The sequence below is a fragment of the Pseudalkalibacillus sp. NRS-1564 genome (genome assembly GCF_050467905.1).
Classification (GTDB): Bacteria; Bacillota; Bacilli; order Bacillales; family Guptibacillaceae; genus Guptibacillus; species Guptibacillus hwajinpoensis_B.
In genome coordinates, this window is record NZ_JBITPM010000017.1 from 1 (window position 1) to 17,158 (window position 17,158).

18 protein-coding genes and 2 tRNA genes are annotated in these 17,158 nt (G+C 40.9%); 17 read left to right on the plus strand and 3 right to left on the minus strand.

Annotated features, from left to right (window positions below; genetic code table 11):
* The first annotated feature begins 325 nt into the window (after positions 1-325).
* From ACIFPW_RS08655 to tsaD, 8 genes are all read left to right on the plus strand, one after another.
* Positions 326-1,465, plus strand: a complete 1,140-nt coding sequence (locus ACIFPW_RS08655; RefSeq protein ID WP_430243525.1) for a trans-sulfuration enzyme family protein — start codon at positions 326-328, stop codon at positions 1,463-1,465.
* Positions 1,466-1,705: 240 nt separating this feature from the next.
* Positions 1,706-1,782: transfer RNA gene (locus tag ACIFPW_RS08660), tRNA-Met, on the plus strand.
* A 129-nt stretch (positions 1,783-1,911) separates the two neighbouring features.
* Positions 1,912-1,987, plus strand: a tRNA-Asp gene (locus ACIFPW_RS08665).
* A 182-nt stretch (positions 1,988-2,169) separates the two neighbouring features.
* Entirely contained in the window at positions 2,170-3,156 is a 987-nt protein-coding gene (gene thiL, locus ACIFPW_RS08670) for a thiamine-phosphate kinase (protein ID WP_430243526.1), read from the plus strand.
* Between the two features lie 9 nt (positions 3,157-3,165).
* Positions 3,166-3,636 carry a tRNA (adenosine(37)-N6)-threonylcarbamoyltransferase complex ATPase subunit type 1 TsaE gene (tsaE, locus tag ACIFPW_RS08675; RefSeq protein WP_430243528.1) on the plus strand — a complete coding sequence of 157 codons (471 nt, stop codon included), beginning with the start codon at positions 3,166-3,168 and terminating at the stop codon, positions 3,634-3,636.
* Positions 3,617-4,312: a tRNA (adenosine(37)-N6)-threonylcarbamoyltransferase complex dimerization subunit type 1 TsaB gene (tsaB, locus tag ACIFPW_RS08680; protein WP_430243530.1), complete on the plus strand. Its 696-nt coding sequence runs from the start codon at positions 3,617-3,619 to the stop codon at positions 4,310-4,312. Before tsaE ends, tsaB begins: the two co-directional genes overlap by 20 nt.
* Before the next feature lie 10 nt (positions 4,313-4,322).
* The gene (gene rimI / locus ACIFPW_RS08685; RefSeq protein WP_194222486.1) at positions 4,323-4,781 is read left to right on the plus strand and encodes a ribosomal protein S18-alanine N-acetyltransferase; all 459 of its coding nucleotides are present in this window, start codon (positions 4,323-4,325) and stop codon (positions 4,779-4,781) included.
* Positions 4,771-5,787, plus strand: a complete 1,017-nt coding sequence (gene tsaD, locus ACIFPW_RS08690; protein WP_430243532.1) for a tRNA (adenosine(37)-N6)-threonylcarbamoyltransferase complex transferase subunit TsaD — start codon at positions 4,771-4,773, stop codon at positions 5,785-5,787. The genes rimI and tsaD overlap by 11 nt, the downstream gene beginning before the upstream one ends.
* Before the next feature lie 330 nt (positions 5,788-6,117).
* Here the strand turns inward: tsaD and ACIFPW_RS08695 are convergent, their stop codons facing one another.
* On the minus strand, positions 6,118-8,040 hold the full coding sequence (locus tag ACIFPW_RS08695) for an ABC-F family ATP-binding cassette domain-containing protein (protein ID WP_430243534.1): 1,923 nt from the start codon (positions 8,038-8,040) through the stop codon (positions 6,118-6,120).
* A gap of 263 nt (positions 8,041-8,303) precedes the next feature.
* Between ACIFPW_RS08695 and moaC the strand changes: the two genes are divergently transcribed.
* The 4 genes from moaC to tatC are packed head-to-tail and all read left to right on the plus strand — an operon-like array spanning position 8,304 to position 10,459.
* On the plus strand, positions 8,304-8,786 hold the full coding sequence (moaC, locus tag ACIFPW_RS08700; RefSeq protein ID WP_430243536.1) for a cyclic pyranopterin monophosphate synthase MoaC: 483 nt from the start codon (positions 8,304-8,306) through the stop codon (positions 8,784-8,786).
* Between the two features lie 45 nt (positions 8,787-8,831).
* Positions 8,832-9,464 (plus strand): redox-sensing transcriptional repressor Rex, encoded by a 633-nt coding sequence (locus ACIFPW_RS08705; protein ID WP_194222549.1) that lies wholly within the window; start codon positions 8,832-8,834, stop codon positions 9,462-9,464.
* Between the two features lie 24 nt (positions 9,465-9,488).
* Positions 9,489-9,671 (plus strand): twin-arginine translocase TatA/TatE family subunit, encoded by a 183-nt coding sequence (locus ACIFPW_RS08710; protein ID WP_194222482.1) that lies wholly within the window; start codon positions 9,489-9,491, stop codon positions 9,669-9,671.
* Between the two features lie 20 nt (positions 9,672-9,691).
* Entirely contained in the window at positions 9,692-10,459 is a 768-nt protein-coding gene (tatC, locus tag ACIFPW_RS08715; RefSeq protein WP_194222481.1) for a twin-arginine translocase subunit TatC, read from the plus strand.
* Positions 10,460-10,488: 29 nt separating this feature from the next.
* Here tatC and ACIFPW_RS08720 read toward each other — a convergent pair whose 3' ends face one another.
* Together ACIFPW_RS08720 and ACIFPW_RS08725 are read right to left on the minus strand one after the other, a co-directional pair.
* Positions 10,489-10,713 carry a YdiK family protein gene (locus tag ACIFPW_RS08720; protein ID WP_430243538.1) on the minus strand — a complete coding sequence of 75 codons (225 nt, stop codon included), beginning with the start codon at positions 10,711-10,713 and terminating at the stop codon, positions 10,489-10,491.
* Entirely contained in the window at positions 10,710-11,420 is a 711-nt protein-coding gene (locus ACIFPW_RS08725; RefSeq protein ID WP_430243540.1) for a CPBP family intramembrane glutamic endopeptidase, read from the minus strand. Before ACIFPW_RS08725 ends, ACIFPW_RS08720 begins: the two co-directional genes overlap by 4 nt.
* A 338-nt stretch (positions 11,421-11,758) precedes the next feature.
* Between ACIFPW_RS08725 and groES the strand changes: the two genes are divergently transcribed.
* The 5 genes from groES (at position 11,759) to ACIFPW_RS08750 (ending at position 17,153) form a co-directional block, all read left to right on the plus strand.
* On the plus strand, positions 11,759-12,046 hold the full coding sequence (gene groES, locus ACIFPW_RS08730) for a co-chaperone GroES (RefSeq protein WP_048313430.1): 288 nt from the start codon (positions 11,759-11,761) through the stop codon (positions 12,044-12,046).
* A gap of 43 nt (positions 12,047-12,089) precedes the next feature.
* Complete coding sequence (groL, locus tag ACIFPW_RS08735; protein WP_194222478.1) at positions 12,090-13,733, plus strand: chaperonin GroEL; 1,644 nt, start codon at positions 12,090-12,092, stop codon at positions 13,731-13,733.
* A gap of 255 nt (positions 13,734-13,988) precedes the next feature.
* Positions 13,989-15,575 (plus strand): L-lactate permease, encoded by a 1,587-nt coding sequence (locus ACIFPW_RS08740; protein ID WP_194222477.1) that lies wholly within the window; start codon positions 13,989-13,991, stop codon positions 15,573-15,575.
* Between the two features lie 77 nt (positions 15,576-15,652).
* Complete coding sequence (locus ACIFPW_RS08745; protein ID WP_242057451.1) at positions 15,653-16,357, plus strand: FadR/GntR family transcriptional regulator; 705 nt, start codon at positions 15,653-15,655, stop codon at positions 16,355-16,357.
* A 79-nt stretch (positions 16,358-16,436) separates the two neighbouring features.
* Positions 16,437-17,153 carry a (Fe-S)-binding protein gene (locus ACIFPW_RS08750; protein WP_430243543.1) on the plus strand — a complete coding sequence of 239 codons (717 nt, stop codon included), beginning with the start codon at positions 16,437-16,439 and terminating at the stop codon, positions 17,151-17,153.
* The last annotated feature ends 5 nt before the right edge of the window (positions 17,154-17,158 follow it).

The window sequence follows — 17,158 nt, forward strand, 5'->3', positions numbered from 1 at the left end:
GAGTAGGACGTCGCTGGGCACAAGATGAAAGGTGAGAGACCTGAGGGTTTCTCGCTTTTTTTTGTATGGTTTTTACGTTAGCGGAATTAATCTCAAATTCGCGGAATTATCATGGAAAAGCGCGGAATAAATTTGATTTTCGCGGAATTATATAAAATATCGCGAAATAACCGCATGCGAGTAAGCATTTTAATTCTATCCAGCCAGAATGTGGTACTTAATAAGAATAATTAATTGAAAATTTCGAACCGTATTTCTTGAAATTACTCTCTAGAACACGTACAGTTAATGAAAAAGAATTTTATTTAGAGGAAGGGGAAAATAAATGGATTTTCATTTTGATACAAAAGCAGTACGTTTTCCACGAAAGACGAAAGCAGATACAGTTAGTAAGGTTCAACCGATTTATCAGACCTCTGCCTTTGTTTTTGAAGATCTCGATGATTTGGAATCTTTTTATGAAGGTAAAAAAGACTATTTGTATACGCGTGTTAGCAATCCGAATACAGATGATCTTGGAATGGGTGTAGCAGACCTTGAGGGGGCTCCTAAAGGCATTGCAACTTCTTCAGGTTTATCTGCTATTCTTGCAGGAGTACTTGCTGTTGTTAAGGCTGGCGACCACATTGTGGCTTGTGAAGATCTATACGGAGGTACATACTCTCTTTTTAATGAAGAACTCCCTGACTTCGGCATAGAAGTTTCTTTTGTTGATTTTACTGACAAAGAAAAAATTGAGCATGCCATACGTCCAAACACAAAGTTACTTTATACGGAATCAGTAACAAACCCGCTATTAAGAGTAGAGGATCTAACCCTTCTTAAAGAACTTGGTGAAAAGCATGAACTAATTACAATGATAGATAATACGTTTGCTACTCCGTATCTTCTTCAACCTTATCAAGTTGGAATTGATCTTGTTGTACATAGCGCAACAAAATACATTGGCGGACATAGTGATGTAACAGCAGGCGTACTAGTAGGCAGAGAAGATCTTATGGCTAAAGCAAAAGCCAAAGTGATTAACCTTGGTGCTAACCTTAGTCCATTCGAAGCGTGGCTAGGGTGCCGTGGGTTAAAAACGATGAGTGTACGAATGGAACGGCATGTTAGGAATGCTGCATTTCTTGCAAGCCAACTCAAAGACGTTAAAGGCATAAAGAATGTATATTATCCAGCATATGTAGCTGAAAGAGGATCTGGGGCAATGGTTTCCATTGAATTAGAGGAAGAAACCAATGTGAAATCGTTCTTCAAGTCACTAGGATGGGTGAAGATTATACCGACTCTGGCTGGATTAGATACTACCGTTTCTTATCCCATTGCCACCTCCCACCGAACAGTACCTGAAGATACTAGACAGAAGCTGGGGATCAATAAGCAGCTCGTCCGTATTTCTGTAGGAATTGAAAACGAAAATGATATTGTAGATGCATTCAAAAATGCTGTGGAAAAATCCCTCTAATAGGAGGGATTTTTCTTTTTCTCCTAAAGGTTGCATTCATTACATTTATCTGGTATAGTAGTATTTGTGTCCGAGAGACATATTAAGTTCTTTTATATCGTCGCGGGGTGGAGCAACGAGCGTTACTTCAATGAGACAACATCGAGTTGTTTCGACGGATACGCATCGTAGCATAATCTTGCAGAGGAAGAAACAGTGCACTGCATAAAGAAGCAGGCACAAATTATTTTTTTATATCGTCGCGGGGTGGAGCAGTTCGGTAGCTCGTTGGGCTCATAACCCAAAGGTCGCAGGTTCAAATCCTGCCCCCGCAACCAAAAATTTACCTACGTCGATTAATCTTCCTTGTTAAATTTTTATTGTAGTCCCTTTAGGGGCAACCTAAACTGATAACTTGGTATTATTTCTCACAATCGTAAGTGTATATTGTTCAAACATTGCATACTGGTCTCGTGGTGTAGCGGTTAACATGCCTGCCTGTCACGCAGGAGATCGCGGGTTCGATTCCCGTCGAGACCGCCATTTCTAATAGAGCGATAGAATCGCTTTTTTTTATACTCTAAAATCGTTTTTTTCTATAAACCTTAGGGAAAATAGAAGTTTTTCTAAACAAACATGTGAATTTGTCGTTAAGTAAGATAAACTGATAGAAAAAGCACCTTAGGATGAAATTCCTAAGGTTTTTTTATAAAATAGAAAGAGAGATGAGTTTGGTGAAAGATGAATTTGCATTTATTCAATCCATTAAGCCAGCTTATACATTTCGTGAAGAATTGATTCAAGGGATTGGAGACGATGCTGCTCTTTATCGTATTGGATCAGACTGGGATGAAATCGCCTGTGCGGATACAATGGTGGAAGGAATCCATTTTAAAAAAAGTACGCTCTCCCCTTTCCAAATTGGCAGAAAAGCGCTCGCCGTCAATATAAGTGATATCGCTGCTATGGGCGGAATTCCGATGTTTTACCTTGTATCGATATCAGTACCTCAGACAGGCTGGTCGTCTAAGCAGCTAAAAGAAATCTATAAAGGTATGAAGGAAATTGCTGATGACTATGAAATAGATATGATTGGCGGAGATACTGTCTCGACGCGAAGCGATCTTCACATTGCAATTACTGTGATTGGTAAAATCGAGAAAGGACGCAAACTTCTGAGAAGTAATGCGCGAGCTGGAGATATTGTCTTTCTTACTGGACCTGTCGGTGGATCAGCTGCTGGACTTTCTTCTTTGCTTGAAGGGGAAGGGAATGAAGCCCCATATGTAAAATATCATCAAGAACCTAGTCCGAGAATAAAGCAAGGACGTATTCTCGCCAAAAGTGGGTACCGGATTTCATTAAATGATGTTAGTGATGGAATTGCAAGTGAGTCCCATGAGTTAGCTGAAGCAAGTGGCGTTTCTATTATACTGAATCAGGATACGATTCCAGCTCCTGAGGGCTTCGATGCTTATTCTTCCTTTCAGCGGTTAGAATGGATGTTAAATGGTGGAGAAGATTATGAACTTATCGGAACAGTTGCTGAGGAGAATTGGGAAAAGGTTGTAGAACTTTTCGAGGCGCACGATGAAGAAATTTATCGGATTGGTTATGTAGAGGATAAGCGGACAAGTGTATGGATGAATTATAAAGATCAAAAATTCAAACTGGACAAGAAGGGTTACAATCACTTCTCGTCTAAGGAATAGGTGATGACCATGAGTGGATATGCTTTCATCATGAAGTCTCCAGATGAAACGATGGAGTTTGGTAGAAAGCTTGCTGAAAAGCTTAAGCCAGGCAGTGTATTAACACTTGAAGGAGATCTAGGTGCTGGCAAGACAACATTTACAAAAGGAATCGGAAAAGGACTAGGGGTTACGAAAGTGGTAAACAGCCCGACTTTTACGATAATAAAAGAATATGAAGGTACGATTCCTCTGTTTCATATGGACGCATATCGTCTAGAAGAGAGTGATGAAGACCTTGGTTTTAGCGAATACTTTGAAGGGGAAGGTGTCACTGTAGTGGAATGGGCAAAATTCATTCAGGACATGCTTCCAAAGGAACTACTCAGAGTTGAAATTTATCATCAAAGAGAATCAGAACGTCGGCTAATATTGAGACCCTTTGGTCCTTTTTATGAGTCGTTATGTAAGGAGTTGCAACATGAGAGTACTAGCCATTGATTCTTCGAATTATTGTATGGGTGTCTCCGTTATGGTGGAGGGCACGATTGTTGGAGAAATCATAACAAATATAAAGAAAAACCACTCGGTTCGGTTGATGCCTGCTATTGAGCAATTGCTAGAAGAAGTTCAATTAAAGCCTATTGACCTTGATCGTATTGTAGTAGCGGAGGGACCAGGTTCTTATACAGGTCTTCGTATTGGTATTAGTATAGCTAAGACGCTTGCGTGGACATTAAACATTCCACTTGTGGGGGTTTCGAGTTTAGAAGTTCTGGGCCAGAACGGCCGTTATTTTACTGGAGCTATCATTCCCTTTTTTGATGCTAGACGAGGACAGGTCTATATGAGCGTATATCGAGCAAATGGAATAGAAGTCGAGAGAGAAACCGACGATCATATCGTCCTATTTGAAGACTGGTTGAAAGAGAATAAAGATCGCTATGAGCGCTTCTTATTTATTAGTGGCGATTTAAATCTACACAAGGAACAAATCGAAGCGATTTTAGGAGAGAAAGCAACTTTTGCACCGAGTAGCAGCTTGAATGCTCGTCCTTCTGATCTTGCAAGATTAGGGTCTTGTAAAGAACCGGTAGAAGATGTCCATCAGTTTACACCAAACTATGTAAGAATGGCTGAAGCTGAAGCGAAATGGCTGGCTTCACAGAAAAAGTAGGGGATTAACGATGAATGAGACGGTATCGTTTCGATCGATGACGATTGAAGATATAGAAGCTGTCATGCGAATTGAGCATGCAACGTTCCCTACGCCTTGGAGCAAATCCGCTTTCTATAATGAAATTGTAATTAACCATTTTGCTACTTATCTATTGCTCGAGGTTGGGGAAGAAATAGCGGGATATTGTGGTGTGTGGGTCATCATCGATGAAGCACATATTACCAACATAGCGCTTCATCCGGACTATAGAGGAATGAAGCTAGGAGAAGCACTACTTAAGAAAGCCATTCATTTTGCGAAATTACGTGGAGCGTTGACCATGACTTTGGAAGTTCGCGTATCTAATAAAGTTGCGCAAAACTTGTATCGGAAATTTGGATTTGAAGAAGGCGGCATTCGCAAAAATTATTACACTGATAATCATGAGGATGCGCTAGTTATGTGGGTGAATTTTAATGGAAAATAAAAATGAATTAATACTCGGTATTGAAACGAGCTGTGATGAAACGGCAGTAGCGATTGTAAGAAATGGGAAAGAAGTTTTGGCCAATGTCGTGGCTTCTCAAATTGAAAGTCATAAACGGTTTGGTGGGGTTGTACCAGAAATTGCTTCAAGACATCATGTAGAGCAGATGACGCTGATTTTAGAAGAAGCATTGGACGAGGCAAACGTTACAATGGACGATATTGATGGGATTGCTGTAACGGAAGGCCCAGGATTAGTGGGGGCACTCTTAATAGGTGTGAATACAGCAAAAGCACTTGCTTTCACTCATCAAAAACCGCTGATCGGTACTCATCATATTGCTGGGCACATATACGCGAATCAGCTTGTAGCAGAGCTAACATATCCACTGCTTGCTCTCGTCGTCTCAGGAGGCCATACAGAGCTTGTTTATATGCCATCTGAAGGTGAGTTTGAGGTAATAGGAGAAACGCGTGATGATGCAGCGGGTGAGGCCTATGATAAAGTAGCAAGAACGCTTCAGCTACCTTATCCAGGCGGACCGCATATTGATCGACTAGCCGCGGAAGGCGAGGAATCCGTCCCTCTTCCTCGTGCCTGGCTTGAAAAAGGTTCTTATGATTTTAGTTTTAGTGGCTTGAAATCCGCGGTTATTAATACTGTTCATAATGCGAAGCAAAGAAACGAAGAGTTAAAGCCTGAGGATCTTGCGGCAAGTTTTCAAGCTTCGGTCGTAGAAGTTCTTGTTACTAAAACTTTACGAGCAGCAAAAGAGTATGGTGTGAAACAGGTTGTACTTGCTGGTGGTGTAGCTGCCAATAGAGGACTCAGAAGTTCTCTAACAGAAGCATTCAATGGCAGTGAGACAGAGCTTGTGATTCCGCCACTTTATTATTGTACTGATAATGCAGCTATGATTGCAGCAGCTGGAACGATAGCTTATCGTAAAGGGAAGAGATCTAGCTTACAACTTAACGCAAATCCGGGATTAGAACTGGGAATCTAATCCCGGTTTTTTTATTTGAAGAAAAACCACCCATTTATCAGAAAGCTAAACAGACGTTCTTTTCATGTTTAAGGTGAGGTGTTTTAATGAGAACAGTTATCCACACGATGGTGGATAATGTGGATATAAGGAGAGGAAAGGGATTCCCTCGCCGTTTCTTGGAAAGTGGTCATTTTGTGGATAATCGGTTATTGACCTGTGGATAATGTTGATAGTTTTTAGGGAATTAGTCATAACAGGTGATTAATTGTGTATAAGTTTGTGGATAGTGTGAATATGTCGGAAAATTCTTACCTAATAAAAAAACAGTCCACTGTGGACTGTTTTTTCTTATGCTTCTTGTAGTTGCTCCCATTCTTCCATGAGAGTTTCCGTTTGGTGACGAAGATGATCCATTTCTTCATTTAATTTCATTACTTTTTCATGATCTTCAAAAACTTCTGGAATGCAAAGCTCTTCTTCTATTTCTGCGATGCGAACTTCAGCATTGTCGACCTCTTTTTCAATTTCTTCAATTCGTCTTTGCATTTGTCGTTCTTGGCGCTTCGTTTCCTTATCCTGCTGAAATGTTGATTTGGCAGATGGAGCATCTTGTGTGACATTGTTCTTTGGTTGCTCAAGAGCTGCTAATTCAGCAAGCTCTTGTTTTTTCTCAACATAGTAATCGTAATCACCTAGATAAGGTGTTACGCCATCAGTTGAAAGTTCAATGACGCGCGTCGCGATTCTGTTAATAAAATATCTGTCGTGCGAGACAAATAGGATTGTACCGGGAAATTGAATAAGTGCTTCTTCAAGAATTTCCTTACTATCTAGATCTAGATGGTTTGTTGGCTCATCCAGTATTAGTAGATTTGATTTTTGCATCATCAACTTGGAAAGTGCTAGGCGCCCTTTTTCGCCCCCACTTAAGTCAGAGACATTCTTCAAAACGTCGTCACCAGTGAAAAGAAAGCGTCCTAAAACTGCTCTAATGTCTTTCTCGTCTGTTAGTGGGAAGTCATCCCATAGTTCCTTTAAGACGGTTTTATTCGAGTGAAGATTGGTTTGTTCCTGGTCATAGAAGCCAATTTGAACATTGCTGCCATAGTGAATATCACCATTGAGGAGAGTTTCACCTGATACGATTGCTTTAAGTAGAGTTGATTTCCCAATTCCGTTTGGCCCTACAAGCGCAACGCTCTCCTGGCGCTTCAAATCAAATGTTAGGTTGTCGTTTATGGTGTTATTTGGATAGCCAATCGCTAGTTCTCTTAGCGTTAAGACGTCGTTACCAGTTTGCTTATCGATCCCGAACGTAATATTAGCAGATTTCTCGTCGCCTTTTGGTTTATCTAGTCGCTCCATTCGATCAAGTTGCTTGCGCCGACTTTGGGCTCGTTTTGTAGTTGAGGCGCGAACGATATTCTTCTGAACAAACTCCTCAAGTTTGGCAATTTCTTTTTGTTGCTTCTCAAACTCTTTCAATTGCTGTTCATACCGTTGTTCTTTTTCATCAAGGTAATAACTGTAGTTACCTTCAAATCTTTCCGCACGATGACGTGATACTTCATAAACTTTATTTACAATTTTATCGAGAAAATAACGGTCGTGAGAGACGATTAATAAGGCACCAGAATAGTTTTGAAGATAGCCTTCAAGCCAAGTAAGTGTTTCGATGTCCAGGTGGTTAGTGGGCTCATCTAGAATAAGTAATTCTGGTTTTGTTAGTAAAAGCTTACCAAGGGCAAGGCGTGTTTTCTGACCGCCGCTTAACGTTGAGATTTTTGTGCTGTAATCAAAGTCTTTGAAGTTGAGTCCATGTAAAACCGTACGAATGTCTGCTTCGTATTTGTATCCGCCCTGATCTTTAAAGGCGACTTGAAGTTCATCGTATTCTTTTAAAATTCGTTCATATTCAGTTTCATTCTCGTAAACATCAGGATTGCCCATCTTCTGCTCGTAACTCCTGAGTTCAGATTCCATTTTTCGCAAACGATTGAAGACGCCAAGCATTTCTTCCCAGATTGATAAATCTGATTCTAAACCTGTATCCTGAGCCATATAGCCGATGGAAACACCTTTCGGCTTAATAATGTCTCCTGAATCATAGGAAAGCTGACCTGTTATCATCTTGAGAAGGGTGGACTTGCCTGCGCCATTACGTCCGACAAGTGCTACACGGTCTCGTGATTGTACTTCTAATTTAATATTCGATAAAATGGTATCAGCACCAAATGATTTGGTGAGTCCATTAACTTGCAATACGATCATGTTCTTTCACCTCTATTTCCTTCCTTAAATCCGTGAAAAACGGTTAGTAAGGAAAGGTTATTTCCTGGTGTATCACCGATAGTTCGGCATTATCCGAGTTTCCTTTAAGTTTACCGCAGAGAGGACGAGCTGAGCAACTAAAGGAATGTGCATGAGTTAACAAAAAAAGTCATCAAAAAAACAGCAAAATCGAAAGAAATGGTGTATAGTCACAAGTAGCAGCATTATCCTTCTATCATCTTCGGATGAGGAAAGGGGCAAATATGAGTTCATTTACTCACTTTAATGAAGAAGGCCGCGCAAGAATGGTCGACATTTCTGATAAAACTCCCTCCGTTCGGACTGCAACAGCACGAACGAGCGTAAAGGTGAGTGAAGACATCTATTCTGGTATTCAATCAGGAACGATGAAGAAAGGCGATGTGCTTCAAGTCGCTCAAATTGCCGGAATTATGGCAGCAAAAAAAACATCTGATCTCATCCCCATGTGTCATCCGATAGCGCTTTCTGGCGTTGACCTTCATTTTTACTGGCAGGAGAAATCGCAAGCCTATGAGCTAATTATTGAGGCTCATGTGAAGACGAGCGGAAGTACTGGCGTTGAAATGGAAGCGCTGACGGCAGCCTCGGCAGCAGCATTGACGGTATATGATATGTGTAAAGCGGTGGATAAAGGCATCGTTATCGGGGAAACCTATCTTGTTACTAAAACAGGAGGTAAAAGCGGGGATTATGCGCGCGAATAACGTGACGATGGAGCGCGGAGATCAATATGGAGGTAGTGTATGGATATTGATCAGACAAAAATTCCGCAGGCGACAGCAAAAAGACTGCCGCTCTATTATCGATATTTAAAAAATTTAAGTGCATCAGGTAAACAACGCGTTTCGTCAGCAGAGCTTAGCGATGCCATCAAGGTCGATTCTGCTACAATTCGAAGAGATTTCAGTTATTTTGGTGCTCTTGGTAAAAAAGGCTATGGGTACAATGTTCATTATTTGTTATCCTTTTTTAGTAAGACGCTTGATCAGGATGAAACGACAAAAGTCGCGCTTATTGGTGTAGGTAATCTTGGAACGGCTTTCCTGCACTACAATTTCATTAAAAATAATAATACAAAGATCGAACTTGCTTTTGACGCAGACTCTGAAAAAGTAGGACAGGAGATTGGTGGCGTTCCAGTCTATCATATCGACGAGTTTCAAAAGCGGCTGAGAGAAAATGACGTTTCCGTCGTTATCTTAACCGTACCAGTTCATGTTGCTCAATCGATTGCCGATCAGATGGATCAAACAGGAATAAAAGGAATATTAAACTTTACGCCGGCACGATTAACGGTGCCGGATCACATTCGAGTGCATCATATTGATCTTGCAGTTGAGTTACAAGCACTAGTTTATTTCATGAAACATTATCCAGTATAACGACATGTTAAGGAGGTGACACGCATGGGAATGGGTGGCGCAAGTATCGCTTTAGTTGCTGTGGTTGCTTTAATTATTTTTGGACCTAAGAAATTACCTGAGCTTGGTAAAGCTGCAGGAAATACGCTTCGTGAATTTAAAAATGCAACAAAAGGTTTAGCGGATGATGATGATGAACCAAACGAAAAGAAAAATAACGACAAGTAATCGGTTAGGACGGATAGTGAATGGAGGATCAGAAGCAATCCATCTATGATCATTTAGAAGAATTAAGAAAACGGATTATTATTACAGTCGTTTTCTTAATTCTTTCCTTTATTGCGGGGCTGTTTCTGGCTAAGCCAGTCATTGTGTTCTTGCAACATGCTCCTGAAGCGCAGGGTATACCGATGAACGCGTTTCATCTGACTGACCCATTGAAAGTGTATTTCAGCTTCGCTTTTTTAATTGCTTTTATTATGACATCTCCACTGGCGCTTTATCAGCTGTGGGCATTTATTTCACCAGGATTATTTGAACACGAACGGAAAGTGACACTATCGTATATTCCCGCAGTGTTTATTTTGTTTCTTGGTGGTGTATCCTTTTCCTACTTTGTTTTATTTCCTTTTGTCATCGATTTTGTAGGGAATCTTGCTCAAAGTCTTAACATTCAAGAAATGTATGGAGCGAATCAATATTTCAGCTTTTTGTTTCAATTAACGCTCCCATTTGGGTTTGTTTTTCAGTTGCCAGTCATCGTTCTTTTCTTTACAAGGCTTGGTATGTTAAATCCAGCTATGCTTGTACAGATTCGAAAGTATGCCTATTTTGTCCTTCTTGTTATAGCGGGGATGATTACACCACCTGAAATCATTTCACATCTTATGGTTACAGTACCGCTGTTACTTCTGTATGAATTTAGTATCATTGTGTCACGATATGGCTACCGTAAAAGATTGCAGGCTGAAGCAAAACGGATCCTTGAGGAAGCTCAGGAAGAGAGCAATAATTAAATGCAAATAAAAAGCGATAGGGGAAGCCCCTATCGCTTTTCGTTATCATCTTTTTTCTTTAGTTCCGTTATCCTTCTTTTCAAGACGAAGAAACGAATAGCATAAACAAAATCTACCGTAGCGAGAACCATCAGCAGAATGGTATAAAAACTCCATATTTCCCCGTTACTACTAGCGCTTTGAATCGCCAGGTAGGTGAAGAGGGAGCCAAGTCCCAAGTAGAAAAAACCCATTACAATTGGTGAAAGTTTCATGAAAAGAGTCCTCCAATAAACGATTGCATCTCGTTCAGCTGCTTTTCCATCTCCATAATATCATCAGAAAAATAGACGTTAATTAATACAACAAAAGTATTCATCGTCATATGAGCAATGATTGGTACAATCAGACGCTTCGTTTTTACATAAAGAAAGGCGAAGGTGAGTCCCATTGCTGTATAAATAAGAATATGAGAAAAGTCAAAATGAATCGCTGCAAAAATAACAGAGCTGAGTATGCCGGCAATCCAAAAATTAAATCGTTTGTATAACGAACCGAAAATAACTTTTCGGAAAACAATTTCCTCAAGAATTGGTCCGATAATTGATGTCACAATAATAAAAACAGGTGCCGCTTTTGCGACTTCTATCAGCATTTCTGTGTTTTCAGAACCAGGATCAATCCCAAATACGTTCATTTCGATCATTGCAGCAATAATTTGGGAAGCATAAGCCATGAATACGCCTAGAATGCTCCATCCAACCGCCTGACCAGGAGAGACGCGCGTTGAGCGTTCAAAAGGGACGTCCGGAGTGGAACGGAGAAGAAATAGCATGATAATCAGTGCTGTCAGAAAACTAAACACAGACCAAGTGACGACTGGATCAGGGATGTTTAATTCCTGAAGTAGGGGAACGCCTACTAATCCTGAGAGCTGCATTACAATATAAGTAATCAATATAGTCCAATAATGTTTGGCCAAGAAGCATAACTCCTTTTAATGGTTTGCATGCCGTAAATGGCATTTTGCATACTCGTATTAGTTTAACACACTTTCTGAAGGGAATGCCGTTCACAAGACTTCGTATAACTATTTCATATAGCTATATCGAATATAATCGAAAAACAGGCCATAAGTCTTATCAGTTTATGTCACATGGTGACGAGTTAAGGAGAAAAGAAAAAACTGAAAAAAAAATCAACTTAAGTACTTGCAAAAGAATAGTGAATTATTTATTATATACATGTGTTAGCACTCGACGATGGTGAGTGCTAAAAAACGAATCAAACCATAATTTCCATCTGAGGAGGGTGTTTGAGTTGTTAAAGCCTTTAGGTGATCGAGTAGTCATCGAACCAATTCAATTAGAAGAAAAAACGTCTAGTGGGATCGTACTTCCAGATTCTGCGAAAGAAAAGCCACAGGAAGGTCGCGTCGTGTCTGTAGGTAGCGGTGCACTAACTGATGGTGGAGAGCGTGTAGCTCTTGAAGTATCAGAAGGCGACGCTGTTATTTACAGTAAGTATGCTGGTACTGAAGTAAAGTATGACGGTAAAGAGTATTTGATTCTTCGTGAGAACGATATTCTTGCAGTCGTAGGCAAGTAAAAACAAAAATAAAAAGTACTACATACATTTAGGAGGGTAACAAATGGCAAAAGATATTAAGTTCAGTGAAGAAGCCCGTCGCGCAATGCTTCGCGGTGTTGATTCTCTTGCGAACGCAGTTAAAGTTACACTCGGACCAAAAGGACGTAACGTTGTCCTCGAGAAGAAATTCGGATCTCCACTTATCACAAATGATGGTGTAACGATCGCGAAAGAAATCGAGCTTGAAGATGCATTCGAAAACATGGGTGCAAAGCTTGTCGCTGAAGTAGCTAGCAAAACAAATGACGTTGCCGGTGACGGTACAACAACTGCAACCGTTCTTGCGCAAGCTATGGTACGTGAAGGTCTTAAAAACGTAGCATCTGGTGCGAACCCAATGGTTATCCGTAAAGGAATTGAGAAAGCAACTAGAGCTGCTGTTGAAGAACTTAAAAACATTTCTAAGCCAATCGAAGGCAAAGAGTCAATCGCACAAGTTGCGTCAATCTCTGCTGCTGACGAAGAAGTAGGTCAATTGATCGCTGAAGCAATGGAGCGCGTTGGTAACGACGGCGTTATCACTGTTGAAGAATCAAAAGGATTTGCTACTGAGCTAGAAGTAGTAGAAGGTATGCAGTTCGATCGTGGATATGCATCTCCTTACATGGTTACAGACTCCGACAAAATGGAAGCTGTTCTAGAAGATCCTTATATCCTTATCACTGATAAGAAAATTGCAAGCATCCAAGATGTTCTTCCAGTGCTTGAGCAAGTGGTTCAACAAGGTAAACCACTTCTTATGATTGCTGAAGACGTTGAAGGTGAAGCACTTGCAACACTCGTTGTGAACAAGCTTCGTGGAACATTTAACGCAGTAGCAGTTAAAGCTCCTGGCTTCGGTGACCGTCGTAAAGCAATGCTTGAAGATATCGGTACACTTACTGGCGCTGAAGTGATTACAGAAGATCTTGGTCTTGATCTTAAACAAGCGAACATGACTCAGCTTGGTCGCGCTTCTAAAGTTGTAGTAACGAAAGAAAATACAACAATCGTTGAAGGCTCTGGCGAAACTGATAAAATTGCTGGTCGCGTAAACCAAATCAAAGCTCAGCTAGAAGAAACAACTTCTGAGTTCGATAAAGAAAAGCTTCAGGAACGTCTTGCTAAGCTTGCTGGCGGCGTAGCTGTCATCAAAGTTGGTGCGGCAACTGAAACTGAATTGAAAGAGCGTAAACTTCGCATTGAAGATGCTCTTAACTCAACTCGCGCAGCGGTTGAAGAAGGAATCGTATCCGGTGGTGGTACAGCGCTAGTGAACGTCGTTAAGGCTGTTCAAGCTGTAGAAGCTTCTGGAGATGAAGCAACTGGCGTTAAGATTGTTCTTCGTGCACTAGAAGAGCCAATCCGTCAGATCTCTCACAACGCTGGTCTTGAAGGATCTGTTGTGGTTGAGCGCCTTAAAGGCGAGAAAATCGGTATTGGCTTTAACGCTCTTACTGGTGAGTGGGTAAACATGGTTGACGCTGGTATCGTTGACCCTACAAAAGTAACTCGTTCTGCTCTACAAAATGCAGCATCCGTATCTGCTATGATTCTTACTACAGAAGCAGTAATCGCAGATAAGCCTGAAGAAAATGCAGGCGGCGGTGGCATGCCTGATATGGGCGGCATGGGTGGAATGGGCGGTATGGGCGGCATGATGTAATTCATGCTCCCATCTGCTCAGAATACCTGAGTGAATGGAAAGCTTCCTCCAGTTTTATGACTGGGGGAAGCTTTTTTTGTATTAAAACTTGAGAATAGATAAATCACATCCTATTCTGTCTATATTACAAAAAATACTTGTAACAGCAAGTCTATCGGTATAAAATAAAACAACAGGTCATCTGATGACTTGTTGTTTTATGATTTTGACTGAAAACGCTAACAAAAATGAAGCTATTAAAACGGAGGGATGTTGATGTTACTACTTGTAGCTTTAAGTGCCATTTTAGCCCCATTTCTCTTTCTGGTGCTCCTTCGGATGCCGGCTAAAAAGGGAATGTTCTTCAGCGCAATCATTGTGATCATCTTATCTTTTTTAGTATGGGGAGTAGAGGGAGACGTCATTTTAGCTTCTGTTTTAGAAGGATCGCATAAGGCGCTCACGATTTTATTTATTTTGTTCGGGGCGATCGCGTTATTAAATACTCTTCGTCGAACGGGCGCTGTGAATCGCATTAATCAAGGGTTTCGGAATATTTCAACGGACATGCGGGTCCAAATTGTCATTGTCGCTTTTTTATTTGGGGCTTTAATTGAAGGGGCTGCAGGGTTTGGTACTCCAGCGGCATTGACGGGACCACTGCTTGTAGCGTTAGGTTTTACACCGTTGGCAGCTGCAGCAATTGCTCTTATCGCAGATAGCTCATCCGTCTCTTATGGCGCTGTCGGTACGCCGATTCAAGTTGGACTTAGTAATCTACCAGATGCGGGTTTGTCTTTTTATCAAGATATAGGGGTGCAAGTTGCTTTTTTTGATTTATTTGCTGGTACGTTTATTCCGTTTATATTAGTTGTCGTTCTAATTGTCTTTTTTGGAAAGAAGAAAGGTTTGAAGGATGGCGTTGAGATGCTGCCATGGACATTATTGATTGGACTTACTTATACGTCATCTGCATATATCTATGCGGTTTTGTTCGGTCATGAGTTTGTTGCGATTTTAGCTTCTCTTACTGGCTTAGTTGTCGCTACGATCACTGCAAAGAAAGGTTTTTTGCTTCCAAAGACTTCGTGGCAGGATGCCCTTCAAGAGGATTTTGTTATTGAAGAAAAAGGATCTAATATGGGATTAGCATCAGCGTGGTCTCCTTACTTGATTATTGTAGGTCTATTGTTAATGACGCGAATTGTACCTTCCATAAAGAACTTTACATTAAGTTGGGTGGATTTATCCTGGACGAATATTATCGGGATCGAGGGTATAACGTCCAAGTGGCAAGTCTTGTATTCACCAGGTTCCGTATTAATTTTGGCAACGATTATTGCAGTGGTCATTCAACGAAAATCTTTCCGTCATTTTTCGGCTGCTGCAAAGGAATCGATTGTATCGATGAAAGATGCCGCTTTAGCGTTATTCGCTACCTTAGCTTTAGTACAGGTTTTTACGAACTCAGGCATGAATACGAATGATTTGATTAGCATGCCTCAATACATAGCGCAAACCCTTGCGAGTGGATTTGGTTCCATGTGGGTGCTTGCGGCACCGTTTCTTGGTGAATTAGGAGCCTTTATTACCGGAAGTGCAACAGTGTCAACGCTAACCTTTTCCCCTATCCAATATAGCATTGCGGAGGAAACGGCTCTTGCGAAGGATACAATTTTATCGCTACAGGTGATTGGCGCTGCTGCAGGCAATATGATTTGTGTTCATAATGTGGTAGCGGCAGGGACAGTCGTTGGTCTTTCTGGAAAAGAAGGGGACATCATTCGAAAAACGCTATTACCAGCTCTGCTATACGGATTATTGGTGGGATTAGCAGCCTTATTCACGACGGTACTGTTATAATGACCCGATAACTTTTCCATTTGTAAGATTTAGAGTAAAATAGAAGTAACATATGATGGGAAGTTGGAGGAAGAATGGTGGAATATAAACCGATTCGATCGAAAAAGATCTATGAACAAGTTGCAGATTCTCTACTCGAATCGTTAAAAAGTGGCAGCTTAAAGTCAGGAGATAAACTCGATAGCGTAGAAGTGTTGGCAAAGAACTTCAATGTTGGAAGGTCTGCTATACGAGAATCTTTAAGTGCGCTTCGAGCAATGGGAATTCTTGAAATGCGACAGGGGGAAGGGACGTATGTGAAGTCCTTTGATGCTTCGCGTTTTTCGCTTCCAGTATCCGTAGCATTTTTGATGAAATCAGAAGATCTAAAAGAATTATTGGAAGTGCGGAAGATTCTAGAGGTCGGCGCAGCGGGATCAGCAGCTTCCTCACATCAAGAAGAAGATTTGTCTCCTATGAAGGACGCCCTTAGGAAGATGGAAGAGGCAAAAGGTAGTGGGGAGATTGGTGATCAGGCAGACTTAGCGTTTCATATGGCTCTGGTTAATGCGAGTCACAACCAAATGCTGATTAACTTAATGAATAGTGTTTCTGAAATTATGATACAAGCGATGCGAGAAACGCGAAAATTACTGCATACGCCGGAAGGCACAGAACGTTTGTTACAGGAACATGAAAGAATATTAGATGCGATTGAATCTCGTAATGAGGAAAAAGCACGAGAGGCGATGTTAGCACATCTTAACAATGTGGAAGATTCACTAGCCCACTTTATAAAATAAGGGATCTGATATTAGCAGTTTCCTTTTTTATTTATCATAGTCATCAGATGACCTTATGTTTAAAATAGGAGGTATTATTATGAAGGTTTCGTTATTTATTACTTGTTTATGTGACACGTTCACGCCTGATGTAGGGAAGGATACGGTGGAATTGTTAGAGCGCTTTGGATGTGAAGTGGACTTTCCAGCTGGACAGACGTGCTGTGGACAACCAGCTTATAACAGCGGATACAAAAGCGAGTCGATTAAAGGGTTGAAACAAATGATCAAGGCATTTGAACAATCTGAATATGTCGTTGGACCTTCAGGTTCATGCGTCCATATGATTAAAGAATATCCGAAAGTGTTAGCTGATGAACCGGAGTGGGCTGAAAGAGCACGTAAGTTGGCAGGCAAAACATATGAGTTAACACAATTTATAGTTGAAGTGCTAAATGTAAAAGACGTTGGTTCAACGTTTACTGGAACGGCAACATATCATCCTTCTTGTCATATGACTCGTTTATTGGGTGTGAAGGATGCTCCGAGAATTTTATTGGAAAATGTAGAAGGACTAAATCTTATTGATCTGCCACTGAAAGAGGATTGTTGTGGATTTGGAGGTACATTCGCTGTCAAAAATTCTTTGATATCTGGAGAGATGGTGCAAGAGAAAGCGGAGCATATTGGAGAGACGCAAGCGGATTATTTAATTGGTGGAGACATGGGGTGCTTGATGAACATGGGTGGTCGTTTGCGTAGAAACGGACAGGAAGTAAAGTTTCTTCATATTGCACAAGTACTGAACGCTCAATAAGGAGG